The sequence below is a fragment of the Streptomyces sp. NPDC053079 genome (assembly GCF_044546695.1).
Taxonomy (GTDB): Bacteria; Actinomycetota; Actinomycetes; order Streptomycetales; family Streptomycetaceae; genus Streptomyces.
The window spans coordinates 773749-796678 of sequence record NZ_JBITZJ010000002.1; the positions used below are offsets into that span (position 1 = coordinate 773749).

Annotated in this window: 22 protein-coding genes; 8 read left to right on the plus strand and 14 right to left on the minus strand. The window is 72.7% G+C overall.

All coding sequences use genetic code 11. From position 1 onward, the window contains the following. Nucleotides 1-13 precede the first annotated feature (13 nt). Both mgtA and ACIGXW_RS10825 read right to left on the minus strand, forming a co-directional pair. Entirely contained in the window at nt 14-2590 is a 2577-nt protein-coding gene (gene mgtA / locus ACIGXW_RS10820; RefSeq protein WP_399572010.1) for a magnesium-translocating P-type ATPase, read from the minus strand. Further along, nucleotides 2574-2978 carry an ArsR/SmtB family transcription factor gene (locus ACIGXW_RS10825; protein ID WP_399572013.1) on the minus strand — a complete coding sequence of 135 codons (405 nt, stop codon included), beginning with the start codon at nt 2976-2978 and terminating at the stop codon, nt 2574-2576. Before ACIGXW_RS10825 ends, mgtA begins: the two co-directional genes overlap by 17 nt. A 153-nt stretch (nt 2979-3131) precedes the next feature. On the opposite strand from ACIGXW_RS10825, the gene ACIGXW_RS10830 reads away from it, so the two are divergent. After that, nucleotides 3132-3401 carry a GlsB/YeaQ/YmgE family stress response membrane protein gene (locus ACIGXW_RS10830; RefSeq protein WP_360906902.1) on the plus strand — a complete coding sequence of 90 codons (270 nt, stop codon included), beginning with the start codon at nt 3132-3134 and terminating at the stop codon, nt 3399-3401. 18 nt (nt 3402-3419) lie between these two features. On the opposite strand, the gene ACIGXW_RS10835 is transcribed toward ACIGXW_RS10830, so the two are convergent. The 3 genes from ACIGXW_RS10835 to sodN form a co-directional block, all read right to left on the minus strand. After that, complete coding sequence (locus tag ACIGXW_RS10835; RefSeq protein ID WP_399572016.1) at nt 3420-4070, minus strand: HAD family acid phosphatase; 651 nt, start codon at nt 4068-4070, stop codon at nt 3420-3422. 94 nt (nt 4071-4164) lie between these two features. Beyond that, entirely contained in the window at nt 4165-4887 is a 723-nt protein-coding gene (locus tag ACIGXW_RS10840; protein ID WP_399572018.1) for a VC0807 family protein, read from the minus strand. A gap of 214 nt (nt 4888-5101) precedes the next feature. Then, nucleotides 5102-5497: a superoxide dismutase, Ni gene (sodN, locus tag ACIGXW_RS10845; protein ID WP_071962366.1), complete on the minus strand. Its 396-nt coding sequence runs from the start codon at nt 5495-5497 to the stop codon at nt 5102-5104. A 142-nt stretch (nt 5498-5639) separates the two neighbouring features. Here sodN and sodX point away from each other — a divergent pair, with 142 nt between their 5' ends. Then, nucleotides 5640-6113, plus strand: coding sequence for a nickel-type superoxide dismutase maturation protease (sodX, locus tag ACIGXW_RS10850; protein ID WP_071962422.1), 474 nt, complete (start codon nt 5640-5642; stop codon nt 6111-6113). Here the strand turns inward: sodX and ACIGXW_RS10855 are convergent. From ACIGXW_RS10855 to ACIGXW_RS10870, 4 genes are all read right to left on the minus strand, one after another. Beyond that, nucleotides 5996-6646, minus strand: coding sequence for a CGNR zinc finger domain-containing protein (locus ACIGXW_RS10855; RefSeq protein ID WP_399572022.1), 651 nt, complete (start codon nt 6644-6646; stop codon nt 5996-5998). The genes sodX and ACIGXW_RS10855 overlap by 118 nt on opposite strands. Before the next feature lie 185 nt (nt 6647-6831). Further along, nucleotides 6832-7593 (minus strand): amino acid ABC transporter ATP-binding protein, encoded by a 762-nt coding sequence (locus tag ACIGXW_RS10860; RefSeq protein WP_399572025.1) that lies wholly within the window; start codon nt 7591-7593, stop codon nt 6832-6834. Then, nucleotides 7590-8474: an amino acid ABC transporter permease gene (locus ACIGXW_RS10865; protein WP_071962420.1), complete on the minus strand. Its 885-nt coding sequence runs from the start codon at nt 8472-8474 to the stop codon at nt 7590-7592. Before ACIGXW_RS10865 ends, ACIGXW_RS10860 begins: the two co-directional genes overlap by 4 nt. Before the next feature lie 496 nt (nt 8475-8970). Next, nucleotides 8971-9939, minus strand: coding sequence for an ABC transporter substrate-binding protein (locus ACIGXW_RS10870; RefSeq protein WP_399572027.1), 969 nt, complete (start codon nt 9937-9939; stop codon nt 8971-8973). A gap of 571 nt (nt 9940-10510) precedes the next feature. On the opposite strand from ACIGXW_RS10870, the gene ACIGXW_RS10875 reads away from it, so the two are divergent. Then, complete coding sequence (locus ACIGXW_RS10875; RefSeq protein ID WP_071965227.1) at nt 10511-11725, plus strand: NADP-dependent malic enzyme; 1215 nt, start codon at nt 10511-10513, stop codon at nt 11723-11725. A gap of 73 nt (nt 11726-11798) precedes the next feature. Here ACIGXW_RS10875 and ACIGXW_RS10880 read toward each other — a convergent pair whose 3' ends face one another. Together ACIGXW_RS10880 and ACIGXW_RS10885 are read right to left on the minus strand one after the other, a co-directional pair. After that, complete coding sequence (locus ACIGXW_RS10880) at nt 11799-13064, minus strand: TolB family protein (protein WP_399572029.1); 1266 nt, start codon at nt 13062-13064, stop codon at nt 11799-11801. Between the two features lie 65 nt (nt 13065-13129). Continuing rightward, nucleotides 13130-14467, minus strand: a complete 1338-nt coding sequence (locus ACIGXW_RS10885; RefSeq protein WP_399572032.1) for a TolB family protein — start codon at nt 14465-14467, stop codon at nt 13130-13132. A 189-nt stretch (nt 14468-14656) separates the two neighbouring features. Here ACIGXW_RS10885 and ACIGXW_RS10890 point away from each other — a divergent pair, with 189 nt between their 5' ends. Then, the gene (locus ACIGXW_RS10890) at nt 14657-15619 is read left to right on the plus strand and encodes a zinc-binding dehydrogenase (RefSeq protein WP_360906917.1); all 963 of its coding nucleotides are present in this window, start codon (nt 14657-14659) and stop codon (nt 15617-15619) included. Nucleotides 15620-15626: 7 nt separating this feature from the next. Beyond that, on the plus strand, nt 15627-17018 hold the full coding sequence (locus ACIGXW_RS10895) for a glycoside hydrolase family 5 protein (RefSeq protein ID WP_399572034.1): 1392 nt from the start codon (nt 15627-15629) through the stop codon (nt 17016-17018). A gap of 202 nt (nt 17019-17220) precedes the next feature. Here ACIGXW_RS10895 and ACIGXW_RS10900 read toward each other — a convergent pair whose 3' ends face one another. Together ACIGXW_RS10900 and ACIGXW_RS10905 are read right to left on the minus strand one after the other, a co-directional pair. Then, nucleotides 17221-18105, minus strand: a complete 885-nt coding sequence (locus tag ACIGXW_RS10900; RefSeq protein WP_399572036.1) for a helix-turn-helix transcriptional regulator — start codon at nt 18103-18105, stop codon at nt 17221-17223. Beyond that, on the minus strand, nt 18105-18977 hold the full coding sequence (locus tag ACIGXW_RS10905) for a DUF4097 family beta strand repeat-containing protein (RefSeq protein WP_399572038.1): 873 nt from the start codon (nt 18975-18977) through the stop codon (nt 18105-18107). The genes ACIGXW_RS10900 and ACIGXW_RS10905 overlap by 1 nt, the downstream gene beginning before the upstream one ends. A 114-nt stretch (nt 18978-19091) precedes the next feature. Between ACIGXW_RS10905 and ACIGXW_RS10910 the strand changes: the two genes are divergently transcribed. Continuing rightward, complete coding sequence (locus ACIGXW_RS10910) at nt 19092-19928, plus strand: hypothetical protein (RefSeq protein WP_399572040.1); 837 nt, start codon at nt 19092-19094, stop codon at nt 19926-19928. 39 nt (nt 19929-19967) lie between these two features. Here ACIGXW_RS10910 and ACIGXW_RS10915 read toward each other — a convergent pair whose 3' ends face one another. Beyond that, nucleotides 19968-20150: a DUF6104 family protein gene (locus ACIGXW_RS10915; protein WP_360906925.1), complete on the minus strand. Its 183-nt coding sequence runs from the start codon at nt 20148-20150 to the stop codon at nt 19968-19970. Nucleotides 20151-20297: 147 nt separating this feature from the next. On the opposite strand from ACIGXW_RS10915, the gene ACIGXW_RS10920 reads away from it, so the two are divergent. After that, nucleotides 20298-20678 (plus strand): CU044_2847 family protein, encoded by a 381-nt coding sequence (locus tag ACIGXW_RS10920; RefSeq protein ID WP_399572043.1) that lies wholly within the window; start codon nt 20298-20300, stop codon nt 20676-20678. Next, nucleotides 20675-22858, plus strand: a complete 2184-nt coding sequence (locus tag ACIGXW_RS10925; RefSeq protein ID WP_399572045.1) for a trypsin-like peptidase domain-containing protein — start codon at nt 20675-20677, stop codon at nt 22856-22858. Before ACIGXW_RS10920 ends, ACIGXW_RS10925 begins: the two co-directional genes overlap by 4 nt. The last annotated feature ends 72 nt before the right edge of the window (nt 22859-22930 follow it).

Sequence of the window (22930 nt, forward strand, 5' to 3'; positions counted from 1 at the left end):
CCGGTTCTTGTCCTCAATCGCCGGACGGGCTCACATTGAGCCCCCGGTTACGGCGCCGCGCCACCGCCAGAGCCGCGCCGTACAGGCCCAGCACCACACCCAGCAGCCCGTAATACGCCGGCGGCAGAGGCGACATCGACAGCGCCGCCCCCAGCGGGGACAGCGGCAGCAGCAGGCCCGCCACCGCCAGGCCCCCCACCGCCACGCCCACCGGCCCCGGCACCCGCCCCGACCTCAGCAGCAGCATCACCATCGCCTGCGTCAGCAGATTCTCCGTGAACCACCCGGCGGAGAACGCCGCCTCCCCGGCCGCCCCCAGCAGCACCGCGAACGTCGCGAGGTCGGCCGCGGCGTTCAGCAGCCCGAACCCCGTCACGAAGCGGAGCAGGGCGCGCGGGCGCAGCACCGCCGGGCGGGAACCGGCGCCGGGGCCGGGCCGGTCGAAGGCCAGGGCCAGCTGGGCGGCGTCGAAGAAGAGGTTCTGCACCAGCACCTGCGCCGGGAACATCGGCAGGAACGGCAGCATCAGCCCGGCCACCAGCATGGCGACGACGTTGCCGAAGTTCGACGACAGCGTGATCCGCAGGTACGTGGTGATGTTGGCGGTGGCCCGCCGGCCCGTGACGATCGCCCGGTCCAGGGCGGTGAGGTCCTTCGAGGCCAGCACCACGTCCGCCGCCTCGCGCGCCACGTCCACCCCGTCGCGGGGGCAGACGCCGACGTCGGCGGCGTGCAGGGCGGCCAGGTCGTTGACGCCGTCGCCCAGGAAGCCCGTGGTGTGCCCGCCGGCGCGCAGCGCCCGCACGATGCGGGCCTTGTGGGCCGGGGTGCAGCGGGCGAAGACGGTGGTGCCGGCGGCCAGGCGGGTCAGGGCGGCGTCGTCCAGCGCGTCGACGCGGTCGGCGGTGACCGGCGTGCCGGGCGCCAGGCCGAGCTCGCGGCAGACCCGGGCGGCCGTGCCGGGGTGGTCGCCGGTGAGGACCTTGACTGTCACCCCGCGCCGGGCGAGGGCGGTCAGGGCCCGGGCGGCGGTGGGCGCGGGCGCGTCGCTCAGGCCGACGAAGCCGGTGAAGGTCAGATCGTGCTCGTCGGCGTCGGTGTACGGGCGCTCCCGCGCGGGCCGTTCGGCGCGGGCGACGGCCAGCACGCGCAGCCCGTCGCCGGCCAGCGCGGCGGCGCGCCGGGCGAGGCGCTCGCGCCCGGCCGGGTCCAGGGCGCAGCGCTCGAGCACGTCCTCGGGGGCGCCCTTGACCACGAGGGTGTGGGTCCGCGCGAGGGCGAACCGGGCGTCCCCCGGGCGCCGTACGACGGCGGTGGACAGGCGGCGGCCAGGCCCGCAGGGGAGGGCGTCGACTCCTTCGTACTCCTCGCCCGCCGTCGCGTCCGCGTCCAGGAGCGCGTCGTCGAGGGCGTCCGGTACGGGCAGTTCCGCGAGGTGCAGCGTCCACAGGGCGTTGACGGCGGCCCAGTGCAGCACGGCGGGGTCCTCGTGGCCGTCGCCGTCGACGGCACGGGCGAGGACCGGCCGGTCCTCGGTGAGCGTGCCCGTCTTGTCCACGCACAGCACGTCCGCCGCGCCGAGGTCGTGCAGGGCGGGCAGCCGTCTGACGATCACCTCGCCGTCGCGGGCGAGCAGCGCGGCGCCGCGCGCGAGCGCGGTCGTCACGATCACCGGCAGCATCTCGGGCGTCAGCCCGACGGCCACCGCCACCGCGAACGGCAGCGTCTGCAGCCCGCGCCCGCGCAGGAGCGCGTCGGCGACCAGCACGACGGGCGCGATGAGCAGCATGAACCGGATGAGCATCCAGGCGATGCCGTTGACGGAACGTTCGAAGGGGCCGGTGCTCCGCCCGCGCCGCCCGTTCCCGGGTGGCGCCCCGGGGAGGGCGCCGGAGAGCACCGTGCGGCGTCCGGTGGCGACGACCACCGCGCTCGCGGTGCCGGAGGCGACGCTGCTGCCCTGGAAGCACAGGTGGCGCCGGTCGCCGCCGGGACCGTCGCCGGACGCCCGGTCGGGTGCCGACTTGGCGACCGGCGCCGACTCGCCCGTCAGCGCGGACTCGTGCACCGTCAGCCCCGTCGTGCGCAGCAGCCGCAGGTCCGCCGGGACCAGGTCGCCGGGGGCCAGCAGGACGACGTCACCCGGTACGAGCTCGGCGACCGGTAGTTCACGGGTGGCCGGTGGCGCGTCCTCGCTCGCGCGGCGGCGCACGGTGGCCGTCGCGGCGACCAGGTCGCGCAGCGTCGCGGCCGAGCGGTCGGCGCGGTGCTCGCCCGTGGCCCGCAGCGCGCAGCTGACCGCGACCAGGACGGCGATCACACAGGTCGTACCCCAGGCGGCCGTCCCCGCGGAGACGACGCCGAGGCCGAGCAGGACGGCGGTGAAGGGGTCGCGCAGGCCGCGGGCGAGGCGGCGCGGCCAGGAGACCGGCCGGTGCCCGGGGAAGACGTTCCCGCCATGACGCAGGAGGCGGGCCTCCGCTTCCGCTTCGACGAGCCCGCGGGGTCCGCTCGCCAGGGCGCGCAGCACCTCCAGCGTGGTGCCGCCGCCCTCGCCGGGGGCCGTACGGGCCTCAGGCGCCCAGGCCACGGAGGCGTCCGGCGCCCGCGCCGGCGTTGACGCCCGCCCCCGACCTGCGGTCGGCGAGCTGGCCGACCATGAGCCGGACGATCGTCACCACGTCGGGGTCGTCCACCAGATACACCACCCGGCGCCCCTCGCGCCGGGAGCGCACCAGCCCCGCGAGCTTCAGCTTCGCCAGGTGCTGGCTGATCGCGGGCAGCGCTCCGCCGACCCGCTCGGCCAGCCCGCTCACATCGCTCTCGCCCTGGGCCAGCGCCCAGACCAGGTGCAGCCGGGCGGAGGAGGCGAGCAGGCCGAAGGCGGCGGCCGCCTCGGCCAGTACCTCGGCCGACGGGTCGCTCGGGTCGTCGAAGGACCCTTCGAAACTTCCGAAGCTCCCGACGCCTGCCGTCACTGTCGCTCTCCCGTCCCCGTCGGGCGCCCCTGCGCCCGGGAAGGCCCCAGTCTAGGCACCGCCGGCCGGCCCGGCCGTGTGACATGCACCCACCGTGCGCTGGGCAGCTCTATCGACAGGAATCGGTCACAAAGGGATCACAAGGGGGAGTGAATGGAAATCTCAGGAGTTATCAGTGCGATCGTGATCGGAGCGATCATCGGTCTCCTGGGCCGGCTGGTCGTTCCGGGGCGCCAGAACATCGGGGTGCTGGCGACGGTCCTGGTCGGTCTCCTGGCGGCGTTCGTGGGCGCGTGGCTCGCCCATCCGCTGGGCCTGTACGACCGCAAGGGCCTGTTCTGGGTGGTGTGGATCATCCAGATCGGGCTGGCGGCCCTGGGCATCGTCGCGCTCGAGCGCTTCCGGTCACGACGACAGAACTGAGAGGAGCCACCGCCGCGGTCAGGACAGCTTGCCGTCGTAGTCCGGCAGCTTGAAGGTCCTCTCCGCGTGCCCGCCGGTCAGGTCCGTGGTGTTGTTCCCGATGTTGGCGATGATCGTGTAGCCCTGTGCCTCGATCTCCGCCCGCTTGGCGGTCTTGTACGTGCCCACGTCCTGGAAGAGGTCGGGGAGGTGGCGTACGTACAGGCCGCTGACGGGGTAGCCGACCCGGCGCAGGTTCCACTGGGTGACCGGGTCGAGGATTCCGGGGCGGGCGGTGACGAAGAAGACCGCCGCGCCGCGCGCGTGGGCGTACCGGGTCAGGTCGAGGACCGGCTTGATCGCGGGGGTGGGTATCGACGCCCAGTGGAAGTCCGTCTCCAGCGAGCTGTTGTCGATGTCGAGGACGATGGCCTGTTTGCGGCCCCGCGCGGTGGCGGTGCGCTCGGTGACATAGGGCGTGGCCTCGTCGATGACCGCCTTCACGTCCCGCTGCCAGGTGGCGTAGTCGACGCCCTTGAGACCGGCCGGGCCGCCGGCCGCGGCGGCCGTGGCGGGCGCGCCCGGCTCGTGGGGGACGGCCGCCCCGGCGGAGACGGTGGTCGCGCAGACGGTGGCGAGTGCGGCGACGGCCACGCCGGCCGCGCGGCGCGCAGTGATCGTTTCGGTCATGCATGGCATGCTCACGACCGGCGGTGGCCGGACGGGAAAGCGCTGCTTACGGGCGGGTGACCGGCCGTGAACCTTTCCCGTCGTGCGGCGGGCCTCAGCCCTTGTGGCCCCCGGTCTCCGCCGCGACCATCTTCTCCATCGGGTCGACGGCCGTGGCGCCCGCGACGAAGACGGCCAGCAGCACGGCGACGCCCAGGATCACATTGCCCAGCCACACCATCGTGTCCACGGGCAGGGTGTAGACGCCCACGACCCGGGCGACCGCCTCGCCCAGCAGGGCGGCACCCCACACGAGCGAGAACGTCCGCTCGCCACGGCGGAAGCGGCCGGACGCGAGCGAGAGCCGGTCCCAGGCGGCGTGCTTGGCGGGCTCCCCCTTGGTGACCCAGGGCCGCAGAGCGGCCGTCATCAGGGGACGGCCGACGGCGACGGAGACCAGCACGACCAGGCCGACCACACCACTGCCGACACTCTCCTTGGCGAGCATCAGCCGCACGTCGCCGGTGACCGTGGTCAGCAGGAGCCCCACGGCGTTGACGACGAGGATGAGCGCCGCCAGACCATTGAGCCGCCGGTTCCTGACGAGCCCCCAGAGGGTGCGCGCGGCGGGCAGCGCACTGCTCCAGGCCAGCGCGGCCAGCGTGCTCATGCCGAAGCCGTCGCTGAGCACGTAGTACGCGGCCATCGGAATGAGGGCGTCCACGACCAGCGGCGCCAGGCTCTCCGCCAGCGCCCGGCTCCGCGTGGTGCCGGCACCGGCGCCGGGCGCCGCGGGGGCCGTGGTGGTGGGAGCCTCGGTGGCTGTGGCCGTCTGCATGGTCGGGTCCTCCGTCTTCGCGGTCCGGGCGCCGTACCCGGACCCCTACAGACTCGCCCGCCGCCCCCATGGCGCGGCAGAGCGGACCGTCAGCAGCTCGGCATGACTTTTGTCAGGAAGCGGGACATCAACCCCGCCTGAGGCCCCGACACGCGCGAGGGCGCCCACCGAACAGGTCGGTGGGCGCCCTCGGCAAGAGCCGGACGAAGGCCGGTCAGGCCTTCTTCGTCTCCCAGAAGATGCGGTCGATCTCGGCGATGAGCTCCAGCGCCTTCTCGCCCGTCTTCGGGTCCGTCGAGGCCTTCGCGGTGCTCAGGGCCTTGAGGGTGTCGTTGACCAGCTGGTGCAGCTGGGGGTACTTCTCGAAGTGCGGAGGCTTGAAGTAGTCGCTCCACAGCACCGAGACGTGGTGCTTGGCCAGCTCCGCGCGCTGCTCCTTGATGACAGTGGCGCGGGCGCGGAAGTGGGGGTCCTCGTTTGCCAGGTACTTCTCCTGGACGGCCTTGACCGACTCGGCTTCGATGCGGGCCTGGGCCGGGTCGTACACACCGCAGGGCAGGTCGCAGTGGGCGCTGACCTTCACCTTGGGGGCGAACAGGCGGGAAAGCATGAGCTGTCCTTCCTCGTGATCGTCTTCTCAGGTGCGAGATTACTCGGTGCGGGAAGGCTTTTCTCGAGTGCCCCGGGGGGCCCAGGGCAAAAGTCCAGTGTCAGTCTGGGACTGATGGAGGAACGGACGCGGAGGTGCCGTGGTGCAGGAGCAAGTGGACGAACGCGGGCAAGAGGTGGACCGCGAGCGCCGCGGACTGCTGCGGATCGGGCTGGCCGAGGTCTACAACCCCTCGATGGTCCCGACGCTGAACCCCGGGGACCAGCTCGTCGTGCGGTACGGGGCGGTGGTGCGCCCCGGTGACGTGGTGGTCCTGCGGCACCCCTTCCGCCAGGACCTGCTGATCGTCAAGCGCGCGGTCGAGCGGCGCGACGGCGGCTGGTGGGTGACGGGCGACAATCCACTCGTGGAGAACGACAGCCGGGAGTTCGGGACGGTGCCGGAGGAGTTCGTGGTGGCCCGGGCCTGGGTGCGGCTGCGCCGGCCCCCGCGGGCGGGTCAGCGGTCGGCGGGGGCGCTGCTGTCCTGGGCGGCCTCGGCCGTACGGTCCGTACGCTCCGCCCCGTCGGCCGCGTCTCCCGGGCGCTCGCTCTCCAGGCGCTTGCGGGCGCGGTAGGCCGCGACGTTGGCGCGGGTGGCGCAGCGGTCGGAGCAGTAGCGCCGCGAGCGGTTGGTCGAGGTGTCCAGGTAGGCGTTGCGGCAGGGCGTGGCCTGGCAGATGCCCAGGCGGTCGACGCCGTACTCGGTGAGGTGGACGGCCAGACCCATGCTCGCGGTGGCGGTGTAGGTGGCTCCGGCGTTGGCGGCGTGGTCGGCGATGTGCATGTGCCACTTGGGGCGGCCGTCCTCGTCGCGGTACTCGTGCCCGGAGATCTGCGGGCTGACCGGGAACTCCATCAGCAGCGCGTTGAGCAGGTCCACCGCCCGTACCTCGTCGCCCTCGGCCGCCGCCTCGAAGACCGCGCGCAGCCGGCCCCGCACCGACCGCAGCCGGGTCAGGTCGCCGTCGGTCAGCCGGCGGGCGGACTGGGCCGCCGGGCCGAAGAGCTCGCGCGCCGCCTCCAGCGAGGTGAGGGTGTCGACGCCCCGGGCCGGCTGCTCGGTGTTGACCAGCCGCACGGCGAAGTCCGAGTAAGAGGCCAGTTCCACTGTCGGTCCTTATGCAGAGGCTGTGGTCGCGGAGAGCGGTCGGACGCGGCCGTTCCGTAATGCCCGTTCCTCCTTCGAGGGTATTACAAACCGGGGGTGGTTTGCTGCAAACGGAACGGCGCGGGGGCACGGCCGGTGAGGCCGTACCCCCGCGCCGCGGGGCTTCCGTGGAGCGCCGGTGCCGGTCAGAGCACCTTCGACAGGAAGGACTTCGTGCGCTCGTGCTGGGGGTTCGTGAGCACGTCGCGCGGGTTGCCCGACTCGACGACGACGCCCTGGTCCATGAAGACCACGGAGTCGCCGACCTCGCGGGCGAAGCCCATCTCGTGGGTGACCACGATCATCGTCATGCCGTCCTCGGCGAGGCCGCGCATGACGTCCAGGACGTCGCCCACCAGCTCGGGGTCGAGCGCCGAAGTGGGCTCGTCGAAGAGCATCAGCTTCGGCTCCATCGCCAGCGCCCGCGCGATGGCCACGCGCTGCTGCTGGCCGCCGGAGAGCTGGGAGGGGTAGTTGCCGGCCTTGTCGGCGAGGCCGACGCGGTCGAGCAGCTTCAGGGCCCGCTCCCGGGCCACGGCCTTCGTCTCGCCCTTGACCTGGATCGGCGCCTCCATGACGTTGGCCAGCGCCGTCATGTGCGGGAAGAGGTTGAAGCGCTGGAACACCATGCCGATGTCCCGGCGGTTGCGGGCCACCTCGCTGTCCTTGAGCTCGTACAGCTTGTTGCCCTGCTGGCGGTAGCCGACCAGCTGGCCGTCGACGTACAGCTTGCCCGCGTTGATCTGCTCGAGGTGGTTGATGCACCGCAGGAACGTGGACTTGCCGGAGCCGGAGGGGCCGATGAGGCAGAACACCTCCCGGGGGGCGACCTCGAGGTCGATGCCCTTGAGGACCTGGACCGCGCCGTAGGACTTGTGGACGCCCTCGGCCTTCACCATCGCGGTCATGCGCTGACACCTCCGGGGGAACGGTGGCTGAAGGTGGACAGGTTCTTCTTGACCTTCTGCCACGGGGTGAGCGGCAGGCTGCGCAGCGAGCCACGGGCGTAGTGCCGCTCGAGGTAGAACTGGCCGACGCTGAAGACGCTGGTCAGGATCAGGTACCAGGTGGCGGCCAGGAACAGCATCTCCACTGTCGCACCGGTGGTCTGTCCGATGTCGGACGTGGAGCGCAGCAGCTCGAGGTACTGGGCCGCGCTCGCCGCCAGCGACGAGGTCTTGAGCATGTTGATGAACTCGTTGCCGGTCGGCGGCACGATCACGCGCATCGCCTGCGGCAGCACGATCCGGCGCATCGTCTTGCTCTGGTTCATGCCCAGCGCGTGCGAGGCCTCGGTCTGTCCTTCGTCGACCGACTGGATGCCCGCGCGGACGATCTCCGACATGTACGCGGCCTCGTTGAGCCCCAGGCCGAGCAGCGCGGCCATGAAGGGGGTCATGAAGTCGCTCATCTCGTCCCGGTAGATCGGGCCGAGGTTGATGTACGGGAAGATCAGCGCGAGGTTGAACCACAGCAGCAGCTGGACGAAGACCGGGGTGCCCCGGAAGAACCAGATGTATCCCCAGGCGACCGATGAGGTCACCGGGTTCTTCGACAGCCGCATAACGGCCAGCACGATGCCGAGGACCAGGCCCAGCACCATGGCGAGGACCGAGATGAGGACGGTCTTGCCGAGGCCGGAGAGGACCGTGGAGTCGAAGAGGTAGTCCGGGATGGCGCTGTAGTTGACGTTCGCCGTGGCGAAGGCGTTCACCAGCAGGCCCAGCAGGGCCAGGACGACGACGGCGGAGGCCCACCGTCCGTAGTGCCGGACCGGGATCGCCTTGATCGCCTCGGGCGCGACGGAGGTCCTGGCCGGGGCCGGCTTGTCCGCCGGCTCCGCCTTGGAGGCCGCCTTTTCGGTGGAGACCTTCTTGGCGGCGTCCTTCTTGGCGGCGGCCTTCTCGGTCGAGACCTTCTCGGCGGCGGCCTTGTCGGCGGGCTCGGACTCGGGCTTGGCCTCAGGCTCGGCCTTGGCCTCGCGTTCCGGCTTGGCCTCGGCGGCCTTCTTCGCAGACTCGGGCTCGGAGTCGGGCTCGGAGTCGGAGTCGGAGTCGGACTCCGGCTTCGGCTCCGGCTCGGAGGCGGCCTTGTCAGCGGACTCCGGCTCGGACCCGGCCTTCTTCGCGGGCCCGGTCTCGGACTCGGGCTCCGGCGTGGACGCGGCCTCGACCTCGGGCTCCGGAGTGGACTCGGGCTCCGGCTTGTCGGGCTTGTCGGGGGAAGCAGTCACGGATGATGCCTTTCAGCGTTGCCGTACGAGGGGGGACAGGGAGGCAAGCGGGTCAGGAACCGCCGTTGATCTTGACTTCCTTGACGGCGCCGGCGTCGACGCCCCAGGTCTTGACGACCTTCTCGTACGCACCGTTCTTGATGATCGCTTCAAGGGCTTCCTTGAGCGCGTCCCTCAGCTGGGTGTTCTCCTTCGAGACGGCGATGCCGTACGGGGCGGCCTCCACCTGCTCGCCGACCGACTCGAAGTCGTTGCCGCCGCCGGAGGTCTTCACCGCGTAGGCCGCGACGGGGAAGTCGCTGGAGACGGCGTCGACGCCACCGGCCTTCAGGCGGGTCTGGGCCTCGAGGTCGGTGTCGAACGCCTCGATGGCGATCGTGTCCTTGTCGTCCTTCTCGCACTTCTCGGACTGGGACTTGGCCAGGTCGTGCGAGACGGTGCCCCGCTGTACGGCGATCTTCTTGCCGCAGAGGTCTTCCCAGCTCTTGATGTCCTTGGTGTCGCCCTTCTTGGTGTAGAGCGAGACACCGGCGTTGAAGTAGTCGACGAAGTCGACGCCCTCGGCGACCTTCTTCTTGGTCTTGGGGTCGATGCCTTCCTGGCGGTCCTTGGTATCGGTCATCGCGGACATGGCGATGTCGTACCGCTTGGAGCGCAGGCCCGTCAGCAGGGCGTCGAAGGTGCCGTTCTGGAAGTCGACCTTCACGCCGAGTTCCTTGCCCATGGCGGCGGCGATGTCGGGGTCGATGCCGACGACCTTGCCGTCCTTCTTGAACTCGACGGGCGGGTAGGCGATGTCGGAGCCCACCTTCAGGACGCCGGCGTCCTGGACCTTCTTCGGCAGCTTGCCGAACAGGGGGGCGTCGGAGCCCTTCGCGCTCGCGGCGCCGTTGCCGGAGGTCGTCTTGTCACGCTGGTCGCCACAGCCGGTCAGCAGCAGGGTGCCGGCGACCGCGATCGCGCCGGCCGCGGCCAAACGACTCCTGGCAGCGGTCGGGCGGGGGGTGGTGCTTGCGGTCATTGCTGGTCCTCCTGCGGGTGAGGGGGGATATCCGACTGGTAACGCTGCAATCACGCAATACACGGCCGAATGCCGCAGCACACTTCCTCGTGCGCCGCGACCTCGTGCGGTCTGCGCATCTTGCCATCCGGACTGCCCCATTCGGGGGGCCAGCCATGTCAAAATCGGATAACGGGTGATCGACAAGTCCTACACAACGGTTCGCACCCTTTTGCCTCCGGTGTCTCTTCTGTGCACCTTCTGATCACGAGACCCACATCACGTGCGCGCCGTCTCACTTCCTGGACACCCCGGCGCATCCGTCACCAGTTGACACGTTCCGGACGGCATCCGGGCCGGGGGGCGTGCCGCATCGAGCCGGAACTCACTCGTCGGCCGTAGCGCTCATTTGATAGAAATGCCAGCTACACCCCTCATCCGGGGCTCAGGGCGCGTGTGTGCGGCGCGTCCGGTGTCCGCACGCCCCCCGTGGTGGTCATCCGACCTCCCGGGCCGTGGACACGGTGCCCGACCCGTCCCCACACCTCAGGGGCGGCTACCCTCGACAGGAATTTCGACAAAGGGGTCAAAAGTGGCAGCGGAGATCGTGAATCCTCCCAGCGGCAGTGGTGCGGACGACGGAGCTCAGGAGGAGTTCTTCGATCCGGCCTTCGCTCTGCACCGTGGCGGAAAGATGGCGGTCCAGGCGACCGTCCCGGTGAGGGACAAGGACGACCTTTCCCTCGCCTACACGCCGGGCGTCGCCAAGGTGTGCAGCGCCATCGCCGAACAGCCCGAGCTCGTCCACGACTACACCTGGAAGTCCCAGGTCGTCGCGGTCGTGACCGACGGCAGCGCCGTCCTCGGCCTGGGGGACATCGGTCCCGAGGCGTCCCTGCCCGTGATGGAGGGCAAGGCGATCCTCTTCAAGCAGTTCGGCGGTGTGGACGCGGTGCCGATCGCGCTGGACTGCCGGGAGGTGGACGAGATCGTCGAGACCGTCGCCCGCCTCGCGCCGTCCTTCGGCGGCATCAACCTGGAGGACATCTCCGCCCCCCGCTGCTTCGAGGTCGAGCGCAAGCTCCAGGAGCGCGTGGACATCCCCGTCTTCCACGACGACCAGCACGGCACCGCCGTCGTCACGCTCGCGGCCCTGCGCAACGCCGCGCGGCTGACCGACCGTGCGCTCGGCGACCTGCGCGCCGTGATCTCGGGCGCGGGCGCCGCCGGAGTCGCCATCGCCCGGATCCTGGTCGGGGCCGGCATCGGCGACGTGGCGGTCTGCGACCGCAAGGGCATCGTGTCGCAGGACCGCGAGGACCTCACCGACGTCAAGCGCGAGCTCGCCGGCTTCACCAACAAGGCCGGCCTGTCCGGCTCCCTGGAGACCGCGCTGGACGGCGCGGACGTCTTCATCGGCGTCTCGGGCGGCACGGTCCCCGAGCCGGCGGTCGCGCGGATGGCGAAGAACGCACTGATCTTCGCCATGGCCAACCCCACCCCGGAGATCCACCCGGACGTCGCCCACAAGTACGCGGCCGTGGTCGCCACCGGCCGCAGCGACTACCCGAACCAGATCAACAACGTGCTCGCCTTCCCCGGCATCTTCGCCGGTGCCCTGCAGGTGCGTGCCTCGCGCATCACCGAGGGCATGAAGCTGGCCGCCGCCGAGGCGCTGGCCGCCGTGGTGGCGGACGAGCTGAGCGCGGAGTGCGTGATCCCGTCCCCCTTCGACGAGCGGGTCGCCCCCGCCGTGACGGCGGCCGTCGCCGCCGCCGCACGCGCCGAGGGCGTCGCGCGCCGCTAGCGCGCTGAGCCGCCCCCGGCGCCGGGGCGGTCGTACGGGGGCCGGACCGGCTGCGGTCCGGCCCCCGTCGCGTTCACCGCGGACGGCGCGCGAAGAGGTCGTAGACCTTGTTGGTGTCGCCCGGCACGAGGTTGTCCGCCCCGCTGCCGAAGACCACCGTGCGTCCGGCGAGGTCGACCGCGTCGACGCTCGAGTGGGCGTTGGCCTGCGCCCCGTCGTGCGCGACGCTGATCCGCTCGACGGCACCGGTCGTGAGGTCCCGGACGAACACGTCGTCGCTGCCGTTGGTGTCCCCCGGCACCAGGTTGGCGGCGCCCGAGGTGAAGACCACCCGGTTGTCGGCCGTCATGACCGCGCCGTAGGAGGCGCCGTCGGCCTGGGAGCCGTCGGCGGCGAGGCTCAGCCGCCGGGTGACGCCGGTGCGCAGGTCCCTGGCGAAGACGTCCGCCTTGCCGTTGGTGTCGTCCTTCACGACCTCGGCCGAGCCGCTGGAGAACAGGGCGTAACGCCCGTCGGGGCTCAGGCCGATGCTGTTGTCGGCCGCCGCGGGGCCGCCGTCGAGACGCCGGGCGGCCAGCTCGGTGCGCCCGGTGCGCAGGTCGTGCACGTAGAACGTGCGGGCCCGCGGCTTCCACAGCCCCTTCTCCGTCTCCGGGGCGAGGTCGGACAGGCTCTTGAAGCCGACCTTGCTGCCGTCCGCGCTGATCACGGGGGAGACGGAGAAGCCGTCCGCCTGACCGCCGTCGCTGGTGACGCTCACGCGCTCGGTCGTGCCCTTCACACGGTCGCGGACGAAGACGTCCGTCTGTCCGTTGGTGTCGCCGGGCACCAGGTCGTCGCGGTTGGACGCGAAGGCGACGTAGCGGCCGTCGGCGCTGATGGACGGGGACGCGCTGTGGGCGGGCTTCGTGCCCTTGTTCTCGACGAGGACCTCGGTCCGGCCGGTCTTCCGGTCGCGGATGAAGACGTCGTAGTACCCACCGGGGTTACGGTTCGGCGCCAGATTGGTCGCCTCCGAGTCGAAGGCGACGTAGCGGCCGTCTCCGCTGATCGAGGCCGTCCAGGACTGGTTGTCGGCCAGGGTCCCGTCGCTGGCGACGCTGGCCGGTTCGATCCGGCCGGTCCGCAGGTCCTTGACGTAGATGCGGCGGCCGGCCGTGGTCGTGCCGGGCACCAGCGTGGTCGCCAGGGACTCGAAGGCGACGTAGCGGCCGTCGGCGCTGACGCTCGCGCCGATGGTCTCGGCGTCCGCCTGGGCGCCGCTCGCGGCGACGTTCACCCGCTCGGTCCGCGGCGCGCGGTGCTCCGCGGACGCCGCCGCCGTGGGCAGTACGGCCACGCAGCTCGCCGCCGCTGTGGCCAGGACGACGCCGCGTCTCGCGGTGCGACGTGGACGGTCCGGTGTCACTTCAGCCTCCGCAGGAAGACGTCGGATGTCTTGTTGGTGTCGCCGGGCACGAGGTTGTCGGCGTAGCTGCTGAAGACGAGGTTGCGGCCCGCCAGGTCCACGCCGGGGCCGTAGCTTTCGGAGTTCCCCTGGGCCCCGTCCCCGGCCAGGCCGACGCGCTCGACGGCGCCGGTCGCGAGGTCCCGTACGAACACGTCGGCGCTGTCGTTGGTGTCGCCGGGTACGAGGTTGGACGCACGCGAGCTGAAGTACACCCGCCGGTTGTCGGCGCTCATGACCGCGTCGCCGGAGGAGTCGTCGTTGGCCTGGGTGCCGTCGGCCGCGACGCTGAGGCGCTGGGTGACGCCCGTCCGCAGGTCCCTGGCGAAGAGGTCGTCGACGCGGTTGGTGTCGTCCTTCACGACGCCGGTGGAGGCGGAGGCGAAGAGGGCGTGGCGTCCGTCGGGGCTGAGCCCGACGGGCCCGCTGACCGCCGCGGGCCTGCCGTCGAGACGCCGGGCGCCCAGTTCCGTGCGTCCGGTGCGCAGGTCGCGGACGTAGAAACCGCGGGGCCGCGGGGCCTGGGCCGACTCCCCGGCGGCGATGTCCTTGGGCGTCAGGCCGGGTATCGCGTTCTCGAAGCCCACCGTGCCGCCGTCCGCGCTGATCACCGGCCGGTCCGAGAAGCCCGGCAACGGCGTGCCGTCGGAGGCCACGCTCACGCGCTCGGTGGTGCCCTTGCGGCGATCGCGGACGAAGACGTGCGCCACGTTGCCGGTCTCCCCGGGGACCAGGTCGGTCCGGGAGGAGACGAAGGCGACGTAGCGGCCGTCGGCGCTGATGGCCGGGGCGTAGCTGGACTTCTTCTGCCCCTGCCCCCGCTCGAGGAGGCCCTCGGTCCGTCCTGTCACCCGGTCACGGACGTAGACGTCGATGTAGCCGGGGTCGCGGCCCGGGGCCAGATTGGTCGCCCGCGACGCGAAGACGACGTACCGGCCGTCTCCGCTGACCGACGCGTCCTCCGCGGGGGCGTCGGGCTGGGTGCCGTCGCCGGCCACGCTGACCTGGTCGGCCCTGCCGGTCCGCAGGTTCTTGGCGAACAGCTGCTCATGGCGCGTGGTGGTGCCGGGCACCAGGTTGGTCGCCGACGAGTGGAAGACCACCACCCGGCCGTCGGCGCTGATCTTCGCCCCCTGCGACTCCCGGTCGCCCTGGGCGCCGTCGGCTGCCACGCTCACCCGCTCGGTGCGGGGCGCGCGGTGCCCGTCCCCGGCGGCCGCCGCCGCGGTTCCGGGCAGGAAGGCCGCGCAGCCGCCCATCAAGGTCAGCGCGGCGGTACGTCTGAGGTAACGCATTTCTCTCCCTTACGGGATGTCATGTGCGGACAAGCCGGAAGCCAACCGCGCCGCTCGCGGCCCGGTCAACGAGGACGGGCGTCCTCCGCGCCCAATACGCCCGTTGCGGGAGGGACCGCTGGACGGACGCGGCGCGTGTCACACCGCCGCGACGTTCCCTCGCTGTGCCCCGGGGGCTAGGTTCGGCTCATGTTCGCCGCCTACGCCGCACGCATCGACCGTGACCAGCCGCTGAACGGCCTCGAGTTGGGGGAGCGCCCCGAGCCCGAGGCGCGGCCCGGCTGGACGACCGTCAACGTCAGGGCCGCCTCCCTCAACCACCACGACCTGTGGTCGCTGCGTGGCGTGGGCCTCGGCGAGGGGGCGCTGCCGATGATCCTCGGCTGCGACGCCGCCGGGACCGACGAGCAGGGCAACGAGGTCGTCGTCCACTCCGTCATCGGTCAGACGGGCCACGGCGTGGGCCCCGACGAGCCCCGCTCGATCCTTACCGAGCGCTACCAGGGCACCTTCGCCGAGCGCGTCACGGTCCCCGCCTGGAACGTGCTGCCCAAGCCGAAGGAGCTCTCCTTCGAGGAGGCCGCCTGCCTGCCCACCGCCTGGCTGACGGCGTACCGCATGCTCTTCACCAACGCGAACGTGCGCCCCGGCCAGAGCGTCCTCGTCCAGGGCGCCGGCGGCGGGGTGGCCACGGCGGCCATCGTCCTGGGCGCCGCGGCCGGCCTGCGGATCTTCGCGACCAGCCGCGACGAGGCCAAGCGCAAGCGGGCCGTCGAGCTGGGCGCGGAAGCCGCCTTCGAGGCGGGGGCACGGCTCCCGCACCGGGTGGACGCCGTCATCGAGACCGTGGGCGCGGCCACCTGGTCGCACTCGGTGAAGTCCCTCAAGCCCGGCGGCACGCTCGTCATCTCCGGCGCCACCAGCGGCGACCGGCCGGCGGCCGCCGAGCTGACCCGCATCTTCTTCCTGGAGCTGAAGGTCGTCGGCTCGACGATGGGCACCAAGGAAGAGCTGGCGGACCTCCTCAGCCTCTGCGCGACCACGGGCGTACGCCCGCTGATCGACTCCGTGCTGCCGCTCGATCGGGCCCGCGAAGGCTTCGAAAAGATGTCCAGCGGCGATCTGTTCGGCAAGGTGGTCCTGACGGTATGAACGACGGATGCCGAAGAGACGCTTGCGCACGGCGGCGTTCCTCGCCGTAACCGCTGTCCTGGCACTTCTCGCCCCCACGGCCGAGGCCCGTACGGACCCCGGCATACCCCGGCTGACCGACGGGTCCGGCCGCGCGCTGACCCTGCGCGGCTGGAACCTCGCCGACAAGGAGAACCGGGGCGAGCGGGCCCTGGACGACATCACCGAACGCTCCCTGCGCGACCTCGCCGCGCACGGCTTCAACTTCGCCCGCCTGGCGGTCTTCTGGGACGACCTGGAGCCGGAGCGCGGCCGCTACAGCGAGCGCTACCTGCGCAAGATCGAACAGGTCCTCGACTGGGCCGCCCGCTATCGCGTCCGCGTCGTCATCGACGCCCACCAGGACATCTACGGCCCGGCGTTCGGCACCCACCGGGGCATCCCCGCCTGGGCCACGCGCACCGACGGCCTGCCCTACAAGCCGCACCCGGACGACTGGTTCGCCGAATACTTCGAGCCCGCCGTGCAGGCCGCCTTCGAGCACCTCTACGAGGACGAGGACCTGCGCCGCGCGCAGAGCGGCATGTGGCGGGTCCTGGCAGGGCGCTTCGCGCACCACCCCGCCGTGTTCGGCTACGACCTGATCAACGAGCCGATGGGCCGGATGCGGCCGGGCGAGGACATGTTCGAGGCCGCGCGCCGCATCGAGGCCACGCAGATCACTCCGATGTACAACCGCATCGCGGACGCGATACGCGAGGTCGACCGGCGCCACTGGCTCTTCATCGAGCCCACCCCGGCCGCCGGCGAGGGCAAGCGCACGGGCCTGGGCCGCGTGGACGACCCGAAGGTCGTCTACGCGCCGCACTTCTACAACGCCGCGATGGAGGCGGGCCGGGACTACGACCCCGCGTCGGGCTGGCTGGAGCGCTACGAGGCGGAGATCGTCCACTACCCCCGCGAGCACCGGGTGCCGATCGTGGTCGGCGAGTGGGGCCCGCTCAACAGCGGGCTGCCCAACATGGGCCGCTTCTACGAGGACGCCATCGCCTCCATCGGCCGGTACGCCTCCGGCTGGGCGAGCTGGCAGTGGTGCTACGGGGGCGGCTACTGCGCGCTCGAACGGGACGGTGTGCGGTTCCAGCCGAACAAGGAGCGGACGGTGCGGGCGTATGCGGCGGCGGTGGCGGGGGTGGTGCGGGGGGAGTCGTATGAGGAGGGGCGGTACCGGTTGGAGTACGTGCCGGGTTCCTGGGGGGTGACGGAGGTTTCGGTGCCGGCCCTGGCAGGGGGCTGGCGGGTTTCGGTGGCGGGGCCGGCGTGGGCGGAGGCTTCATCCGTGCCGCCGGGTAAGGCGGGGACGGTACGGGTGCGGGCGCTGGGCGGTGGCGCGGTCACCGTGACAGTGACGTCACGGTAGGAACCGGGGGCGGTGCAGGTCCGCTGTTCCGTTGTGCCCACCCTCCCCCAGCTACCGCTGGGAGGTGCCCCCAGCCCTGCGGAACGATTGCCCACAACGGTGGGGAGGGGGCGGGGTGGTGTGGGGCCTGGCAGGGGCGTAAAGCGTGATTTGCGGGCCAAGTTCGGGGTGCCGTTGGGAAACGCCGCGTACGGCCCGTAAATCATGCAGCCCCAGAAGGCCCCGCACCACCCCGCCCCCGGCCCTCACCAAGCACCGCACCGACACGGGCCGCAGCCTCCGCCAAGTGGCCCCGCACCTCCTCCAACTGACTCGCCGTCACTCCGAAGTCCCGCGCCGCGTCCCGGACCTCGTCCCGGAAGCGGTCCAGCAGACGGTCCAGCTCGCGCAGCGGTTCCTTCGAGGCGGACTGGCCCGCCAGGGCGCCCAGTTCCTTGGCCAGGGCGCCCACGCCCTCCACGATGCCCGAGGGCCAGTCCCCGTGCCGCGTGTGCTCCTTGACCTGTTCCCGTACGCGCAGCACCTCTTCCCGCGCCTGCCACGCCTGCCGGCGGGCGCTCTGGGCCTCTTGGCGGGCGCGGCGGCTCTCCTCCTTCGCCCGGCGCGCCTGTTCCTTCCACTCCTCCCTGGCCCGCCGCAGCTCCTCCTTCGCCCCGGCGAAGTAGTCGCTCGCGGCGCCCCCGGCGCCCCCCGCATCCGTGCGCGCCTGCCGCGCGGCCTCCCGCATCTCGCGCCGCAGGTCACCGGCCGCCCCCCGCACGTCCTCGCGGATGTCCGCGGCGAGGGCGGCGACGGAGTCGCGGATCTCCAGCTCCAGGTCGGCCAGCTCCCCCTGCCGGTCGGCGAGTTCGGCCCGGCCGGCGTCCGTGATGGAGTACACCTTGCGGCCGCCCTCGGTGGCGTGCGTGACCAGGCCCTCGGCCTCCAGCTTGGCCAGCCGGGGGTACACGGTGCCGGCGGAGGGCGCGTACAGCCCCTGGAAGCGCTCCTCCAGCAGGCGGATGACCTCATAGCCGTGGCGCGGCGCCTCGGCGAGCAGCTTCAGCAGGTACAGGCGCAGTCGGCCGTGGGCGAAGACGGGAGGCATCAGAGGACCTTTCCCTGGGCGGGGGCGTCGGCGGGCTCGTCCTGCGACGGCGGGCGCCGCAGCAGCGCGACGGCACCGGAGACGGTGGTGACCTTCAGTCGCCCCCGGCCCGCGCCGAGCGTGCCGGTGATGCGCTTGGCGCCCCACTGCCCGCTGATGCGCAGGTCCTCGAAGGCGCAGGAGACCCGGCCGCTGGTGGTGTTGGCGTCCACCTCGGCGCCGACCTCGGCGTCGGCGGGGTGCGGCAGCCGCACGGCGACCTCGCCGGAGACGCTGGTGAGGCTGAGGGTGGGGTCGGCGACGGAGCCCGAGACGTCGACGAGCATGTCGCCGCTGACGGATTCGGCCCTGACCGTGCCGCCGGCGCTGTCGAGGAGCGTGAGGTCGCCGGAGACGGAGTTGAAGCGCAGGTCCCCGCCGAGGGACTGGCCCTGCAGGCCCCCGGTGACGGTCTCCGCCCTGACCGCGCCGCTCACGCCGACGAGCGTGGTGTCGCCGGAGACCCCGCGGACGTCCGTGGCGCCGGAGATGCCGGAGACGACGGCCGTGGCGCCGACGACGCCGACCTCCACGCGGGTGGCCGTGGGGACGGTCAGCGTCACGGTGACGCTGTGCTTCCACGTCCTGGGGTCGAGCCAGGTGAGGAAGTTCTTCCAGGGCAGGTCCCGGTAGGCGACGGTGAGGGTGCCGCGCTCGAGGGTGACGTCGAGGGGCGGCCCCTCGATGTCGGACAGCTCGAGCCGCGCGGGGCCGCCGTCGGTGCCGACGACGTTGACGGTGCCGCCCGCGATGCGCACCTTCAGCGCCGTGACCGGCTCCTCGAACGTGAGCTTGTGCGGATCGGCGATCGACCACTCAGACTGGCCCGGCATGTCCGGCCCTCCTCGGGAAGCAGGCCCCGACGCAACATATCGCGTCTTGGACTCAACACGATATATCGCGGTCCGGGGAAGTCAAGGGGCGTCGGCGTGGCTTAGCGTTGACGCATGTCCGCTACTGATCACAGCCGGGCGGCGGGGGTACTGCTGCTCTGCCGGGCCGAGCCCGACCGTGTCCGACCGTCCGCGCAGCTCCTGCGCGAGCCGCTGCTCCTCGCCCCGGCGGGCGACGGGTGGAGCGTGCTGGTGCCGGGGGAGGAGTCCTGGCAGGAGGAGGACACCAACCTCGCCGCGATCACGGCCGAGTGGGCGCACGCCCTGACCGTCGCCGAGACCTGGCCGGCGGTCGGACTGTGGTGGGACGAGGAGGGCGCGGGCTTCGTGGTCGCGTCGGGCTTCCGCCGCACGGTCGGCCACACCTGGCTCGCGGACGGTTCCCCGCTGGGGGAGGAGAGCGCGCTGACGGCCCTGCGGGCCCGGCTCGGCCTCGACCCGGTGCTGGACGCCGAGGCGTTCGACCGGCTGACGCACCCGGACTCCGACGCGGACGCCCCGGCCCGGGTGCTCGGTCTCATCGCGGTGCTCGCCCGCGCGGGCCTGCAGCTGCCGGCGGGCCTCACCCCGGGCTCGCCCGCGCGGGAACTGCGGACGGCGGCCGGGGCGGCCCCGGCGGCGGAGCCGGTGGAGTGGCCCGGATGGCGCGAGGCGGTGCGGACCGGCCTCGACGCCTCGGAACAGGGCCTGCTGGGGGAGTGGATACGCGGCCCGAAGGCACGGGCGCTGGGCGCCGCGGAGCTCGCGACGGGCCTGTCGCTGCTGGTCTTCGCCCGGCGTGGGCGCGGGTCCCGGCGGGGCTGGGCGGTGGCGGGCGCGGTGCTCATGGCGGACGGCGCGCTGACGATCGCCTACGACGCGTGGCGCGCCCGCGGCGGCCCGGCTCGGTAGCGGAACGGGTTCCGGGGCCGAGCCCCGGAACCACGGCGCCTACTCGTCGTCGTCCTCGTCGTCGAGGCGGGCCAGCCACGTCGCGAGGCGCTCGACCGGGACCTCGAAGTCCGGGTTGAGGTCGACGAACGTGCGCAGCTGTTCGGCCACCCAGCCGAGGGTGACCTCCTCCTCGCCCCGCCGGTTCTCCAGCTCCTCGATGCCGCGGTCGGTGAAGTACAACGTGTTCTCCGTCGGTGATGGTCAGGGGTGGGTGGACGGTCCCGCCCAGGATAGGCGGCGTACGCCCGGCGGCCTTGGCCAGGACCTCTCGCGCCGGTGCGATCAGAGGACTAGCCTGCTGCATCATCTGCGTAACGGGGGTGGCGGGTGGCTGACGGGATCACGCAGGTCCGGCTCGACGACGGCACGGTCGTCTGGGCGCGGGTCACGGAGCCGCAGGAGCTGCGGGGCGGAGCCTCGGGGAGCGGATACGAAGACTCCAGCCCGGGGCGGCGCGTGGCCGACATGGCGGGAGGGCTCGCCGACGTCGCCCGGGGCGTCGTGGGGTCCCTGCGCATGGGACTCGCCGCGGCCCGGCCGCACGAGGTCACGGTGGAGTTCGGCATCGAGCTGTCCGCCCGGGCCGGGCAGGTCATCAGCCTCATCGCCGACGGCGACGGCAAGGCCTCGATCAAGGTGACGCTCACCTGGACCGAGCGCGGCGACGGGAGCCCGGACGCGCGCGGGGACGGGGGCGGCGCTCCTTGAGCGCCCTGGACGGAACCGTGCGCCGTGCGGTCGTACGCATCTCCGCACCCGGCGGCGGGTATGACCGCACCGGCGCCCGGTTCTGGGGCAGTGGCTTCTTCATCGCCCCCGGATGGGTCCTGACCTGCGCCCACGTCGTGGGGAACGGAGGTGGTGACGTGCTGCGCGGAGCGGCGGCCGTCGACATCACCGATGCCCGGGACCGCACGAGCGAGGGCCGGGTGGCGCTCGCCGTGCCCTTCCCGGACGACCCCGACCGCCCGCCGAGGCCCTGGGGCCTGCCGGACCTGGCGCTGGTGGAGGTGGCGGGGGCCGACGACGCCGAGTGCCTGTGGCTCAGCGACCGTTCGGCGATCGTGCCCGCGCCGATCAGCCTGCACGGCTGGTCGCAGGACACCGGCGAGCTCGCCCTGCGCTTCGGCCTCGGCACCGCCAACGGCGGCGACGGCAGGGACGGCGCCGCGATGCTGCTGCGTGGCGAGATCCCGGTCGAGGGCTGCTCGGGCGGACCGGTCGTGGACACCGGACGGGGCGCCGTCATAGGAGTCAGCAAGGCCCGCGGCAAGGACACCGCGGGCCTGGCCGTGCCGATCACCGCCCTGCGCCGCATCGCCAACGAACGCCCCGGCCGCGACCGGCTGCACTCGATCATCCGCGCCCACGACCGCCACCACCTGCGCCGCTACCGCACCGTCGGCACCGGCGGCAGCTGGACGGGCCTGCAGCAGGCGCTGCGCCCGCCGCCGGGTGACGGCTTCACGCCCGTCCTGCGCACCCACCTCTTCGCCCGGCTCGCCGACCTGACCCAGCCCGAGACGCCCGGCGAGGTGATGCTGCTGGTCGAGGCGGCCAAGCGGCGGGTGATCCAGGCCCCGTACCAGCCCGGCGTCGAGCACGACCCGCGCACCTGGCGGGAGGGCGTGGGGCTGCTGTACGACCTGCGCGACGGCGGCGACCGGGCGGGACGGGCGAAGGACGGGGGCCCGGACCGGGACCTGGAGCTGGAGGCCGTACTGCTCTACGCGGCACGGGTCGCGGCGGCCGTGAGCCGGCTCGGCCGGGGACCCGACCTGGCGCCGCTGCGCGAGCTCGGCACCTGGCTGGAGGGACAGGCCGAGCCGCTGCCCGACGTCATACGGGAGGACATCCACCAGATCCTGCACGGCGGCGCGGACGAGGCGAACGCGGCGGAGGGGACGGGCGGGACGGACGGGCCGCGTGGGAGCGCCCCGCCGGGCACCGTCGAGCTGCGCAAGCCCGAGCGCCGGGACCTGGCACCCGGCGCGGCCGCCGCGGCCCAGGCCCGGGCCCGCGCGGACGTGCTGGTCGAGATCGACCAGCCCCTGTACGGCGACCTCTACCGCTGGCGGGTGAAGCTGCTGCTCGAGGACGGCGTCGTCACCCCGCTGCGCGCCGACGAGGACGGGGTGCCCCGGACCCGGCTGCGCGAGAAGCTGCGCGAGCCGATCGCCGAGGCGCTGCTCCAGGGCGACGCGGGCGAATACCTGGCGGCCCTGCACATGGTGCTGCCGCGCGAGTTGTTCGACGAACCGCTGGACGCCTGGCAGCTGACTCCGCCCGGAGCCACCGCCGAGGGCTTCGACCCGCACACGATGCCCCTGGGACAGCGCCGCGTGGTGGTCGTACGGGACCGCCGGCGCCGCGACCGCCCCGCGATCCCGGAGTGGCGCCGGCGCTGGGGCGGTACGACCCGGGGTCCGCTGACCGCCGTACCGCTGCGGCGTGAGGCGCCGGTGAAGGGGCACGACGGGCCGGGCCGCGAGGGCGGGCACGCGGCGTACGGGCGGCTGTCCGACGCCCCCGATACGGCCGTACCGGTGTACTGCGGCGAGGTGGCGGCGGGCGCGGGCGCCACCGCCATGGACGCGGCGCTCGCCGCCGGGCACGCCGTCGTGATCTGGCGCAGATGCGCCACCGGCCATGCGGATTGCGCCGAATTCCATCGGGAGGTTTCCCGACTTGTGTTCGAGGCGAAGACCGCCGAGGGACTCCACCGGCGCATCCGCAACCTCCGCATCCGCTGCGCCGACCCCGACGCCCCCGACCCCGAAGCGCTGTGGGCACGCTCGATTGCCCTGCTCTTCGACTCGCCGTTCCATCCGCCGCTGCCCGACACGCCGTTGTACGCCCCCGGCGCCCGCCCCGACGACCCGCCATGACGGCACGTCACCCGCCGTACGGGGGAGTGCGGCAGGGGTCGGCAGGGCACCGGCCGGGCCGGTACCTTCGAC

What these genes read in the sequence shown, in the direction of transcription:
- ACIGXW_RS10890 (WP_360906917.1), top strand. Translation starts at nt 14,657, where the DNA reads ATGTTCGCCGCCTACGCCGCACGCATCGACCGTGACCAGCCGCTGAAC.
- ACIGXW_RS10885 (WP_399572032.1), bottom strand. Translation starts at nt 14,467, where the DNA reads ATGCGTTACCTCAGACGTACCGCCGCGCTGACCTTGATGGGCGGCTGC.
- ACIGXW_RS10895 (WP_399572034.1), top strand. Translation starts at nt 15,627, where the DNA reads ATGCCGAAGAGACGCTTGCGCACGGCGGCGTTCCTCGCCGTAACCGCT.
- ACIGXW_RS10840 (WP_399572018.1), bottom strand. Translation starts at nt 4,887, where the DNA reads ATGCAGACGGCCACAGCCACCGAGGCTCCCACCACCACGGCCCCCGCG.
- ACIGXW_RS10900 (WP_399572036.1), bottom strand. Translation starts at nt 18,105, where the DNA reads ATGCCTCCCGTCTTCGCCCACGGCCGACTGCGCCTGTACCTGCTGAAG.
- ACIGXW_RS10835 (WP_399572016.1), bottom strand. Translation starts at nt 4,070, where the DNA reads ATGACCGAAACGATCACTGCGCGCCGCGCGGCCGGCGTGGCCGTCGCC.
- ACIGXW_RS10910 (WP_399572040.1), top strand. Translation starts at nt 19,092, where the DNA reads ATGTCCGCTACTGATCACAGCCGGGCGGCGGGGGTACTGCTGCTCTGC.
- ACIGXW_RS10870 (WP_399572027.1), bottom strand. Translation starts at nt 9,939, where the DNA reads ATGACCGCAAGCACCACCCCCCGCCCGACCGCTGCCAGGAGTCGTTTG.
- sodN (WP_071962366.1), bottom strand. Translation starts at nt 5,497, where the DNA reads ATGCTTTCCCGCCTGTTCGCCCCCAAGGTGAAGGTCAGCGCCCACTGC.
- ACIGXW_RS10905 (WP_399572038.1), bottom strand. Translation starts at nt 18,977, where the DNA reads ATGCCGGGCCAGTCTGAGTGGTCGATCGCCGATCCGCACAAGCTCACG.
- ACIGXW_RS10860 (WP_399572025.1), bottom strand. Translation starts at nt 7,593, where the DNA reads ATGACCGCGATGGTGAAGGCCGAGGGCGTCCACAAGTCCTACGGCGCG.
- ACIGXW_RS10830 (WP_360906902.1), top strand. Translation starts at nt 3,132, where the DNA reads ATGGAAATCTCAGGAGTTATCAGTGCGATCGTGATCGGAGCGATCATC.